The following is a 13,669-nucleotide window of genomic DNA, read 5'->3' as shown; positions in this document are numbered from 1 at the left end:
ACTGTTTTTATTGAACTCTTAAAAATTAATACCTGCTTAACCATGTTCTTTGAATTAGTTTTAACCAAATTATTCTGACTCTATCAAACCGGAATAGAGCATTGTTAAACAAATCTACTCGATATGGACTTACCAGATTTGAATTTTATACCAAAAGGCTAGATTATTATACGAAATTGAATACATGCCCCTCTTCTGATTTAAAAAGATTATCATTATACAGGAACATCAACTGCTTTCATGAAAACAGTATAACGAAGGATCTGCATCTTGAAATTAAAAAAAACATAAAATTACCTCTATTAATACTTTTGTTAATATACTATTAATGGTTCGCCGTGATATTTAGAAATTATAAACTAAATATAAATCTGTATGATGATTAAAACATGTAAAATTCATGTCCTAAGCATGCTCTTATTCTTTTCAACAAGTCTATTATTTGCACAAAAGCAGTACAACTCCTACAAAGGCTTGGTTATGGCAGGCTACCAAGGCTGGTTTAATAGTCCGGATGACGGAGCTAATCGGGGATGGTATCACTACAAAGGTAAATACGGATTTAACCCCGGCTCTACAAATGTTGATTTCTGGCCAGACGTAACAGAATATGTCATTACCTACGATAGTCCCTTTTTAACAAAGGAAGGAAAGCCCGCTAAACTCTATAGTTCTTATGATTACTCGTCGGTTAATCTCCACTTCAAATGGATGCAACACTATGGAGTAGACGGTGTATTTATGCAACGATTTGTCGGAGAAATTGCTAATCCAAGTGGCTTAAACCAATTCAATACCGTATTAAATTCTGCCATCAAATCTGCTAATGAATTCGATCGTGCAATATGCGTTATGTACGATCTTAGCGGTATAAAAGATGGTGACGATAAGATACTGATGGATGATATTGCTGCACTCGAAAAAAAATGGAATCTAAAAAAAAGAGAGCATGCAAAAACTTATCTATTTCACAATGGAAAACCGCTGATTGCGGTTTGGGGAATCGGATTTAATGATGGCCGCAAGTATAATTTAAAAACTGCCGAGCGTATCGTCAACTACCTGAAACAAAATGGTTACAGTGTACTTTTGGGTGTTCCCACCTATTGGCGCGAACAACGTCAGGATACAGAGTCAGATCCTTTGCTGCATGCACTGATTAAAAAATCAGATATTATCATGCCTTGGTTTGTAGGAAGGTATAATCAGGTCGGATTTGACCAGTTCAAATCCCTGATCCAGGCGGATATGAAATGGTGCAAACAACATCAGGTAGATTATGTTCCGCTTTGCTTTCCTGGATTTTCGTGGACGAATATGACCGGTAGTTCAAAGGCGTTTGTACCTCGGGATTCAGGCAATTTCTTCTGGACACAATTGCAGTATAATCTTACGTCAGGTGCAGAAATGCTCTATATTGCCATGTTTGATGAAGTAGATGAAGGTACAGCAATCTTCAAAACACTTCACCAGAAAGATGTACCCTTAAATGGAACGGGTACTTTTGTCGGCATAGAGGATCATCTTCCGAACGATCACTATCTTTGGTTAACCGGACAGGCAAGCAAATACCTAAAAAACAAGACGGCAATACCGCTTCATCAACCTAAAAGAAAACGAAATGATTCAAAATAAATTCATAATCAGCTATTTCGTCATATTTTTAGGGCTAGCGCATAGCACTGCCCAAAATAAGACCAGCTCTAACGCAATCCCTGCCAGTGATCGGCAACAGCAAATCGATCAATATTGGACAGACCGTGCTGCAATTCAGTCGCACCAGACGATCCCATTTGCACCTTTAAATCTCACCTACATACGTCCAGCATCGGTATGGGAAGAAGCATTACCTTTAGGTAATGGTCAAATCGGTGCCATGGTCTTTGGTGGTGTAGCCGATGAACGAATTCAGTTTAACGAAAGTACACTTTGGGCCGGAAATACACAAAATCCAAACAATCCCAAAGGAAAAACTGCACTCCCAATTATCCAAAACCTTATTTTCGAAGGAAAGAATAAAGAAGCCATTGAGCTTGCAGACAGTACGTTGATGGGTAAACCTATGCATATCAAACCTTACCAGTCCCTGGGTGAATTGTGGCTGGACATGCCCCATCTTCATGTAGAGAACTATAAACGCTCTTTGGACCTAAAGACAGCTGTTCAGCAGACCAGCTATCAGCATAAAGGTGTCAACTATTCACGCCAATATTTTATTTCGGCTCCTGCAAACACCATGGTTATCCATTACACTGCCAGTAAAAAAAAATCATTAGACCTTAATTTCACATGGAAAAGAGCACAGGATTTCAGTTGCATATCCGACCCAAAGGATCCATCTCAGTTAATTTTACAAGGACAGATCGGACAAGCTGAAACTAAACAGGAAAAAGGACTGCGCTTTGCAGCAATTGCAAAAATATATCTAAAAGGTGGTCAATTTTCAAATAAAAATGGAAAAATAATGATTACTGATGCCGACGAGATTACGATACTGGTCACTGCGGCAACAAATTATCCAGGTTTAAAACATATCAGTTATCCTGCACAACAAAGTAATATTGACCCTTTATCCAGCTGTAAGAATACGCTAAAGCCTTTCAAAAATGTTGATTATCCGCTATTAAAACGTCAACATATTCAAGACTATCAGCATTATTTCAACAGGGTAAATCTAAGTTTGGATGATCCGGATCAACACAACAGATCGGGCATTTCTACAGATGCTCTCATTTCACTTACAAAAGAGCATCAAAAAATACCGAGTGAACTGATTACAAAATTTTTCCAGTTTGGTCGTTATTTATTAATCAGCAGTTCGCGTCCGGGTCATATGCCGGCCAATTTACAGGGCATGTGGGCCTGGCAGATGGATCCGCCATGGAATGCAGATTTTCATACCAATATAAACTTGCAGATGAATTATTGGCCTGCCGAATTGACCAATCTATCTGAGCTACATCAACCTTTATTTGATCTGACTACAGCTCTCATTCCTTTTGGAGAGCGAACTGCACACACACTATACGGTGCAAAAGGCTGGGTCGTGCATCATCTTACCGATGCTTGGGGCTATACCGCCCCTGCAGACGGAGTACAGGGGATTTGGCCCATGGGCTCGGCATGGTTAGCGCAGCACCCCTGGGAACATTATACGTTTACAGGTGACCGTCAGTTTCTAAAAGAAAAAGCCTATCCCATCATGAAAGGAGCAGCCAATTTTATAATGGATTTCATGGTAAAAATTCCAAAAAATAAACCTTTTGCCAATTACTTGACCACTAATCCTTCCCATTCTCCAGAAAATAGTTTCAAACTGCCTAATGGAGAGATTTCAAGTTTTACCTATGGAGCGACTATGGATAGCCAAATTATTCGGGACTTACTTATAAACTGTATTGAGGCTTCTACCGTGCTCCAAGTTGATGAAACTTTTAGACAGCAGTGCCAAGAGACTTTACAAAAGCTTATACCAACACAAATAAGTGCCAAAACGGGACGCATTATGGAATGGATAGAGGACTATGAAGAAACTGAAGTAAACCACCGCCATACTTCACATCTTTTTGGATTGCACCCGGGTAGCCAAATATCTATCGCTAATACACCAGATCTAGCCGAAGCTGCAAAAAAAACGTTACTAAGTCGAGGCGATCATGGAACTGGCTGGAGCTTGGCCTGGAAAATCAATATGTGGAATAGACTGCATGACGGCGAGCACTCCTATCAGTTACTCTATAACCTCATCAGCGATAAAACTTTACCTAACTTATTTGATAATCACCCTCCATTTCAGATTGATGGAAATTTTGGAGCTACAGCTGCAATTGCTGAGATGCTCCTTCAAAGTCAAGTTCGTGATAAAAATAACAACTACTTGATCGAATTACTTCCCGCATTAAGTAAAAATATGCCTAGTGGAAGTATTGAAGGACTTAAAGCAAGAGGTGGAATTACGGTTAATGTCCACTGGAATAATGGATCCTTACAAAAAGCACAGCTACTACCAAACAGAACAGGACCACTCTGCATAAGCTATGCCGGTAAACAGATTGAAATCATGGGCACCCAAGGAAAAGCTGTGATCATTACGCCACAGATATTTCAAAACAATAATTAAAAGATATAGTACTAACAACAAAAAAAGCGCTGGCATAAATACCGGCGCTTTCTTATTGTGAGTCAAATCTTTCTTGATTAGACCTAATATTCTGATTTAGTTACCCCAGTTTTTATTGGCTTTATCACCCATCACAAATTCAAGTATCCCCCCTTTAAGAATATCCGCATGATCTAATTGTGGTGTATTTAAAGGTTGGCCATTCAATTTGGCAGACTGAATATATTTATTTTTTGCCGAAGCATTTTTTCCGATAATAACAAAAGACTTGCCATTAGGAAGTTGTATACTCGCTTTTGAGAAGAATGGAGAACCTATGCTATAAGAAGTAAGTCCAGGAGTTACCGGATAGAATCCCATCTGTGAAAAAACAACAAACGCTGACATACCGCCTCCGTCTTCATCTCCAGGTACTCCCATCAAGTCGTTTCTAAACCATTCTCCCACCAATTTGTGAATCCGTTTTTGTGTCATCCAAGGCTGTCCCGCATAGTTGTATAGATATGGAATATGGAGCGAAGGTTCATTGGCCATAGAAAATTGTCCTACATTTCCGGTATGGTCAGGAAGCTGTGCATAAAAATCAAATTTAGATCTGCCCAAAGGTTGCTGGAACATATCGTCTAAATATTGAATAAACAATTCATTACCACCCATCAATTTGATAAGATCCGGAATATTATGCTGTACATCCCAGCGGTATATCCAGGCATTATTTTCGCCATAGTATTCACGCGCCCCCTGTCCTCCTGAAAACACATAATCAAAAGGCATAATAAATTTACCTTTATCGTCCTTTGGATGGAAAAATTTAGTTTGCTCATTGAATAGATTCCTATAGTTGAATGACTGTTTCATAAACAGTTCATAATCCGCTTTCATACCAAGCTCGTTGGCTAATTGAGCCAAACACCAAAGATCATAGGAAGTACCCAAAGTAACTGCCACAGGTTGTCTTTTTTCAAAACTGTTCACCTCAGGTATTGTCTCTTTCTCATTAGGATACAGTGCCGGTATATAGCCATTTTCCTTAAAAAAAGCATCCAATTTTCCGGCAGGTTTACCTGACCATGGTGCTAAAGTCTTTTCAGTTATAGCACCTTTCGCCGCCAGATAAGCTTTCTTAATATCGAAATTACGTATTCCTTTTCGGTAAGCATCTAGCAATGTGGCCACGCCATGGTTGGAATTCATGCGTCTGCTATCACCGGTTATTTCAGGGAAAGTCGGTAACCATGGTTCCTTCATCTGTTCAGACATCCGAACAAAGGAGTTCAAAATCAAGGCTTCATTATCCGAATCGAGCAATACCCGAAGCGGATGATGCGCCCTGTACGAGTCCCATATCCAATCATCTGTAAAAAATGCTTTCCCTTGATCATCATGTACTTTTCCGTCAAATGCACTGTAGTAGCGATTATCCTCAGAAATATTAACAGGACGCTCATAAGTTCTATATAAAGAGGTATAAAACACTTTTTTATCCGATTCATTTTCACCCTCTACAGCAATTTTCCCTAAAGCCTCATTCCAGATCTTTCGTCCATTGGCTGCTAATTTTTCTTGGTTAAAATCCGTAATCTCACGTTTCAGATTGGCCTTTGCCTGCGCAACATCGATAAAAGAAATACCATACTTCATCCGTAAGGCTGATCCAGATTGATCAAATTGCAAAACTAGACAGGCATTTTTACCTGTTGCTTCTGTACTTTTTTCCAATTGCTTACCTTTCAAAAGACTCACTGTTATCGGTTTTGATTCGGGAACAGCATAAATATAGACACGGGTGCCATTCCCGATATCCTGGGAACCGGAAAGCCCCTGACCATCCCACTGCAATTTTCCTTCATGTGAATTGAACTGCAGATACTTATTTGATTTGGTAGGAAAAGTAAAGGTGTACATACCCGACTGATGTGATACCGCATAATCTACTTTGATATCCTCCTGATCCAGCTGTACCGTATAAGAATAGGGATTTATTTCTTCCTGATCATAACTGTACAGTTGCACAGGTTTCAGATCGGATGGTAATTTTATCATCGGACTCAAGTTAAAAGCCGATTTTCCACGGTGACTCGTAACAATAAGCGGAAGACCAAATAAGCGATCTGAAGTGAAGTCCGCTCGCTCAGGATATACCCGCAACATACTATTTGGTAGATGAACGGTCGGGTAAGTCGGTACTAATAAATGACTGATGTTTCCCATATAAGGATTGACATAATCCACATATTCTTTGGGGCTTTGGGTCTGAGAAAAACCTTTTAGCATAAAAATCGAAAGAAAAGAACAGCAGTATATTGTGCGTAATAATGTATTCGATTTATGTTTAATAATCTTTTTTAACATGGTAAACAATTAAGGAATCAACGGTTTAAGGAAAAAATAACATTTAAGATCTTAAAGATAATTTATTTTGACAATATAGGGTCTATTTATAGCAGTATTATTTAGAAACTGTGATTAGTCCCGTTTGTTTTACTTTTTTAATACTGCCATCCTTATTATATTCCAGCTTATCCACCGCTATTGACCGTAACCAGTCATTAAATTCTCCATTTTTTCGAGAGAGCTCACTGTTGTGGTAGAAAGCATACCATTTACCTTTGAATTCAACAATAGAACCATGATTAGTATAACTATCGGTCGGATCCATATAAATACCCATTGATTTCCATGGTCCCAGAGGACTCTCACTGATGGCATAACGCATTCGATTGTCGCCCTTTACACCGTCTTTCCAATTTTCATCATGATTGTCTGAATAAGAAAGATAATATTTACCCTTATATTTGTGTACCCAAGATGCTTCATGAAAATCCTCCAGTCCTTCCATTTTCTGGAGTTGCCCCTCTACTTCCATCATATTGTCCGTGAGTTTACCGGCCATGCATACACCGCCTCCGCCTTGGTAAAAATAGGCCTGTCCATCGTCATCGATAAAGACATGTGGATCAATCAGAGCTTCTGCACCTTTTACATAACCCTGTACAACAAAATCTTTGATCGGCGATTTACTTGTCGCCACTCCGATTTTCCAAGTTTTATTCCATTCTGTTCCGCTTGGATGTGGAAAATAGAAATAATAGACACCATTCTTATATACACAATCTGGAGCCCACATAAATCCCCCTTCCTTTCTGCCCCATGGAACCTGAGAAGCACGTAATATTTCTCCATGATCTGTCCAGTTTTTCATATCAGCCGTAGAGAACACGTGGTATTGATCCATCAGATCACAACCTTGAGGCGGAGCGATATCATGAGATGCATATACATAAAGTCGTCCATCTGCCCAGACACGTGCTGACGGATCGGCGGTATACATATGTTTAATAAATGGATTGTCCTGCGCCATCAAAGACGCATTATAAAACAAAGTCAAACCTAAGAATAGGGCTCTGTAACCCGTTTTAAATAGTTTTTTCATCAGAATATAATTATGTATTTATGTTTGTTTATTAGAGATATTCTTCCATTCATCTTGAGATTAAAAGCACAAAATCTTCATTTTGATACATGAAAAGTATTCCCCATAAGTAGAAACTATCGTGAGTTTGTTTTCCTTTATTTTCTAAAAGAACTAAACTCACGATAGCCTTCGTTTACCACTATGGGACTGTTATCACTTCAACGTTTGAATAATTAAATTTCTCGTAAGTATCGCGCACTTTTGCGCCCATACGAACGTAATAGGTATAACCAGATTTTAAAGGAATATCTTTAATGGTGTACGTCTCTTTTCCTTCACCGGTCTGCATACTTCCGATATTCTCCCAATTTTGATTAATCAATACCCGATATTCATCTTTATAGTACGCATCAATCCGGCTTCCTGCACCACAATAAGGTGTTAGACTAAAGAATGGCCTAACCTCAATTACCTGTGGCAGTCCATTGGTAACCGGAGCTGCCAATGAACATGAAATATCCAATTTGTTTTCAGCCTTCAGATTCCATTTTACATTTTTTACATGCAGGTATGGGGTTACTTCAAAATTCTGCTCAGCATTAGCCCCCAACTTAAATCCTTCTATCTTATCTGCAGGCCAAAAAGCACCACCATAAGGTTGTAGTGTGTAAGTGGCTTGAAACAGTTTGGTATGACTGTACGAACCATCCTGCTTGACTTGCAGATCCTGCGGAGCTGGATTATCGCTCCAGCTTGTTTCCAATAACCGGATACTAAATTCACCCTGGCCTGTCAGAAAAGGTTCTTTGGTAATTTGATCAGTTACCTGGCCGCTCATACTGGCATTTGGCCCTTCGTAATTATCAGTTTTTGAACAGGCACTCAAAAAAAACATACCTGCTAAAGCCATCAATAAATTTATCGTTTTCATTGCTGTTGAATTAATAAATAGGATTTTGTGGATATAAATTTGGATTCTTGTTCAACTCCCCTCCTGGAATAGGTTCATAGTACCATTTTTTCTCAAAATTGAAGGTTTTATTCCAAGGTTCTTTTTCCTTGATGAAAATAAAAGAGTTGATTCGCTGGCCAGTAGGACTATACTTTAGCTCATCCAATACCAAATAAGGCATCAACGCATTAGGCACAAAGTTGTTTAATTCAACATCTGCAATACGCCATCTGCGTATATCCCACCAATGGTGGTTTTCAAAGCAAAGTTCACGTTCACGTTCTTCACGGATAAACTGCATATTGCCATCCAAAGGATAACCATATTTTCCCGAAAGATTAGCCGGAGCGCCGTTATATACATAAGGTTTTGCTCCTGCCCTTAAGCGAACCTGAGCAATATATTGGAAAGCTTCCTGCTTCAGAGATCCATCATTTTTGATCACTCCAAGTTCATAGGCTGCTTCTGCTTTATTCAACAAGATTTCTGCCAGCCTAAAAATCTTCCAAGGCTGTGTACTGTTGTACAATTTTACATCCTTAGTGGACATCTTGTAATTGATGTATTTCCGAATAAAGAAGCCCGTACGTGTATTATTAGCATGACCATCCTTCCACATACCATGTTCACCCGTAATATTAATCTTCGTACCGTTATAATCGTACTGACTATTTTTAGGTCCACCCAAAATACGGTTTGACTCGCTGTTCACTGTTGCAGATCCAGATCCCATCTGTGCATCAGTAGCCTTTCCAGGAAAAGTTTTATAAAGTCCGCGTTGAATATCAAAACTACGACGTTCAGCACCTTCACGTAATTCCATACCTGAGAAATAAAAAGTAGCACGTTGTCTGGGTTCCAGTTCCGCATACAATTGTTTACGATCGGTATAACGGATCGGTTTTCCTGTTATGGCATCCGTTATCGGGAGTTCGTCAAACAGTTCAACAACATTCAACACCGGATATGCGGCCGACTCATTGTCACTCGAAAAAGTCGGGTTGGGTAAATGGGTTGCATCGTAACTATGCTTCAAGCGGTTGTTATGCGGTGCAGTAATGCTATATTCTTTGATAAAAATATCTTCGGGACTATCCAGATCCAGAAATAGATTAACATAATTAAGCTCCTTATCCTGCGGATTTTTATTATACAGACTGTATGGACCTCCCAGTACGATGGTAGAGGCATCATAAGACTGTTTAAAAAACCATTCGGCTTCCTCTTTTTTAATCCCTACCAACTCCTGATCTGTAGCATCTCCGGCTAGATTACCGTAACCGCTATATTTTGCGATACTCCCTGCGTACAACATAGCACGGGAAAGTAACGAAGCCGCAACATATTTATTGGCTCTACCACGTTCACTAGTGGCGGCCATCTTCGTAATTGCCTGTTGAAGATCCTCATTTATAAAATGATAGACTTCACTTTCTTTATTCCGTTTTACTAAAAGCTGCGCTTTATCACCTGTAGGATCCTGCACTTCTGTAATAATGGGTATACCACCATAACGCTTTACCAGTGCAAAATAATAGAAAGCCCGCAGGAAATGTGCTTCTCCTAATATTTGATTATAGCCTTCTTCGCTAAAATTCGTTTGATATTTGGGCAATCCGGCGATCAAAGTATTAATGTTCCGAATACGGTCATAAGGCCAATAGCCGAAGCCCTGCGCACCTGCCACTCCCCAAAATTGTCCCGTCATCTCGCCGCTCATTGCAGCTAAAGTTTCAGAATTCTGCCAGTAATTGTCCCACCTGAATCCACGTTCTGGATGATAGACAAAATCTTCTATTGGTAGGAAGCTGTACATACCAGCAACATATTTTCGTGCTCCAGCCTCGTTTCCAAAAAGCGCATCCTCACCCAATACTCCTAGAGGATCTAGATCCATTTTCCTGCAAGATTGCATATTCGAGCACAGGAAAAGGCCAATGATTATTATAGCAATTGATTTTTTCATGTTTTGTTCGTTTTGAAATTAAAATTTAATGGATGCCCCGATATTGTAAGTTTTGTTAATGGGATACTTATACACATCAATCTCACCGGAAGAAGAGCCTCCTGCCGCACCTGGATGCTCTGGATCTGAATATTTCAGACCTGTCCAGGTAAAGAGGTTATAGGCACTTGCATAAATTCTAAAATTTTTGACTTTAATAGCCTGTAACCATTCTTTTGGAAAGGAATACCCCAGTTCCAAAGTTTTCAGACGGAGGTAAGAAGCATTTTGAACAGCACGCGTTCCTTCGGCCATGGGTGAACCTGTAGAAGGGTAATAACCTGAAGTCCATTGGGTGCGCGGATTAAAAAGATCTGCAGTACCATCTAAAGGTCTCCAACGATCCAAAAACTGTGTCAGTGCACCACCATCAAATTGCAATGGTCCAGCCAAGACTTCTGTGTACTGTACATAGACTTTGGCAGCTCCCTGAAAATTCATAGCTACATCAAAACCGCGCCACGAACCACCCACATTAAAACCGTAATTAATTAAAGGCATATTATAAGTTGCAATAGGATGATTATCAGCATCATTGATCAAACCATCTCCGTTCCAGTCCTCATAATAATAATCTCCTGGAAGTGTACCGCTAGTAACCAAAGTCGGGTGATTATAAATCTGATCATAGGAACCGAACTGCCCTGCATAATCTTTGCCCCACCAGATATCTTTGTACCGATTTGAATTCCGGTTTCGCCAATTGTCGTAAGAATTGCCTGCTTTCGACTCTACGCGATCTACAAATTGACTTTTGGTCGAGGACACCTGAGCATTAATAAAATAATTGAATTCATTAATTTTATTGCGATGTGTCAATGCAATTTCGTACCCGAAAGTACGGTCGCTTTCTAAGTTTTCCTGAGGTAAGTTGGCTCCAACCGTTCCTGGAATAAGATCAAGACTTGTCGCCAATAATCCTGAACGGTTTCTGTTAAAATAATCAAACGTTACTCCCAGTTTACCATTCCACAGGTCCAGATCCAACCCCACATCTGCAGTCTTAGACGTATACCAGGTCAAGTTGGGATTTGGAATAGCTGTAGGTAAGGCTCCGTTAACAAGATTGCCTCCAAAAATCCATCCCGTTTCATTAGGTTCAAGCGCATAACCGACGATAGTAGAAGGATAATTACCTGCCGAACGGTCATCTCCCAACTTACCATAGGAAGCCCTTATTTTCAGATTATTGATAAAAGCATAATTGTTTTTAATAAAAGACTCCTCGCTCATCCGCCAGCCAACTGATGCGGCCGGAAAAAATCCCCATCTGGATTCTTTTGGAAATTTGGAAGAACCATCATATCGAAAACTAAATTCTGCCAAATACTTGCCCAAGTAATCATAATTAAACTTACCAACTAAACCACGTGCAGTCCGCTCTCCGATTCCCTCCATATTGGCCAATTGATTTTTGTCTTCTCCGGCAAATAAGTATTCCGAATTGACCATGATCTCACGCTGGGCATAAAAGCTATCCCATTTATTATATTCCTCCACGAATAGCAACAAGCCCGATACCTGATGTTTATCGGCAAACTTTCGGTTATAATTCAGCGAGAATTGCATCAGTGAATGGGTATCGGGATAAGAACTTCTTCTTATCGTCGTAGGAGCATTCTTTTCATGTGTATTATATTTTTCAGGAGTAACAATCTGCCCATTTCCGTCATATACAGGCGGTGTATAGCTGTATAAGAAATATGATTTTTTAAAATCAGTATTATCGCTGTATTTAAAATCATAATTATAAGTAGCTTTTGCATTTAAACCATCAACAAAAGGGATCTTATAATCTAAGGAAAGAATACCATTAAATTGTTTTCTCAAAAACTTGCGGTATCCTGTTTGCTTGGAATCGGTTACAACAACTGGATTTTCGTTATCAATCATCTCAAAGTTGGGATACAACGGATTATCGTTGGCATAGATCGGTACAATAGGTCTTTGTCGCCATGCCTGTTTGTATACAGCCCAGATATCCGTTCTGGGTTGGTTTGTCTCGTCGGCATAGCCTCCAAGATCCAAAGAAACCTTTAATCTTTCCGTAATTTGGGCATCTATATTAGATCGGAAGTTCCAACGGTTATAGTTGAGACTTTTACTTTTATAAGCCCCCATCTGATCCATATGACCAAGATTAAAAAAGTAATTGACCTTCTTTCCTCCTCCATTAACAGATAAATTATGTTGGTACTGAGGCGATACATGATCAAATGCAGCATCGACATAATTCGATGTTTTTTTGGTACCATTCCGATATGCCTCAAAATCCGATTCGCCAAAAATATTAGGCATTTTTACCGGGTAGTTACTATTGAAGTCACGGCCTATCTGTTCATTTTTAAGTTGCATATAGGCAAGAGCATCTACCGTATTGGGTACATAAAGGAACTTCTGCCAGCCATGATTATAAGAATAATTGATTTCAAAATTGCCCTCAGCATTACTTCCTCTGCGCGTGGTCACCAGTAGTACACCATTAGCTGAACGTACGCCATATACCGCAGCTGAAGCATCCTTTAAAACAGAGACACTTTCGATTTCATTAGCATCCATACGCGACAGATAATCTTTATCGCGCGGGATTCCGTCCACGACGATCAACGGTTCACCCATACCACGGATATCAATATTAGATTCAAATGATCCCGGCTGGCTGGACTGTTGGCTAATGCGCACTCCCGGCAATTTACCTGCAAGCATATTGACCACATTCTCATTTTTAGTAACAGCAATTTCCTTGTTACTTACTGAGGAGATCGCCCCTGTCAGGGATGCTTTCTTTTGCGTTCCGTAACCGACAACGACAACATCATCAAGCCTCGTATTGTCTTCATCGAGCAGTACTTCTAAAAGAGACTGCTGGCCAACAATAATTTCTGACTTCCGAAAGCCCACATAACTGATGATCAATTTATCACCAGGTGAAGCATTAATCTTGAATTTTCCTTGAGCATCTGTTGAGGTGGTCTGGCCAGTCCGTACATCTGTAATCGAAGCACCAATGATAGGTTTTTCGTTTGAGCTCTGTACTTTACCATCAATAGATTTTTGCTGCGCAACTGATGCCATGGGCGATAGTAAAATAAGCGAGGAAAGTGCCCATTGCCAAGGGTATTTACGGAGCCTGCACCAAGGCGCCACATTTCCTCTAAAAATGAAGTTTGTTTTCAT

7 protein-coding genes are annotated in these 13,669 nt (G+C 39.8%); 2 read left to right on the top strand and 5 right to left on the bottom strand.

Annotated elements, in window-relative coordinates; translation table 11 throughout:
* Window positions 1–375: 375 nt before the first annotated feature.
* Window positions 376–1,635, top strand: coding sequence for a glycoside hydrolase family 71/99-like protein (locus tag JAZ75_RS08350; RefSeq protein ID WP_208701164.1), 1,260 nt, complete (start codon window positions 376–378; stop codon window positions 1,633–1,635).
* Window positions 1,622–4,120, top strand: a complete 2,499-nt coding sequence (locus JAZ75_RS08345; RefSeq protein ID WP_208701163.1) for a glycosyl hydrolase family 95 catalytic domain-containing protein — start codon at window positions 1,622–1,624, stop codon at window positions 4,118–4,120. Before JAZ75_RS08350 ends, JAZ75_RS08345 begins: the two co-directional genes overlap by 14 nt.
* Window positions 4,121–4,216: 96 nt before the next feature.
* Here JAZ75_RS08345 and JAZ75_RS08340 read toward each other — a convergent pair whose 3' ends face one another.
* The 5 genes from JAZ75_RS08340 to JAZ75_RS08320 form a co-directional block, all read right to left on the bottom strand.
* Complete coding sequence (locus JAZ75_RS08340; RefSeq protein ID WP_208701161.1) at window positions 4,217–6,472, bottom strand: GH92 family glycosyl hydrolase; 2,256 nt, start codon at window positions 6,470–6,472, stop codon at window positions 4,217–4,219.
* Between the two features lie 97 nt (window positions 6,473–6,569).
* On the bottom strand, window positions 6,570–7,553 hold the full coding sequence (locus JAZ75_RS08335; protein WP_208701159.1) for a family 43 glycosylhydrolase: 984 nt from the start codon (window positions 7,551–7,553) through the stop codon (window positions 6,570–6,572).
* A 181-nt stretch (window positions 7,554–7,734) separates the two neighbouring features.
* A complete protein-coding gene (locus JAZ75_RS08330) occupies window positions 7,735–8,466 on the bottom strand; it encodes a DUF3823 domain-containing protein (protein WP_208701157.1) in 732 nt (243 codons plus the stop codon).
* Between the two features lie 10 nt (window positions 8,467–8,476).
* Window positions 8,477–10,453: a RagB/SusD family nutrient uptake outer membrane protein gene (locus JAZ75_RS08325; RefSeq protein WP_132840747.1), complete on the bottom strand. Its 1,977-nt coding sequence runs from the start codon at window positions 10,451–10,453 to the stop codon at window positions 8,477–8,479.
* Between the two features lie 18 nt (window positions 10,454–10,471).
* Window positions 10,472–13,669 (bottom strand): SusC/RagA family TonB-linked outer membrane protein, encoded by a 3,198-nt coding sequence (locus JAZ75_RS08320; RefSeq protein ID WP_208701155.1) that lies wholly within the window; start codon window positions 13,667–13,669, stop codon window positions 10,472–10,474.

The sequence above is a fragment of the Sphingobacterium sp. UDSM-2020 genome, from assembly GCF_016132525.1.
GTDB lineage: Bacteria > Bacteroidota > Bacteroidia > Sphingobacteriales > Sphingobacteriaceae > Sphingobacterium > Sphingobacterium anhuiense.
The sequence above is the reverse complement of the archived record's forward strand: the minus strand, read 5'-3'. Positions and strand labels throughout refer to the sequence as shown.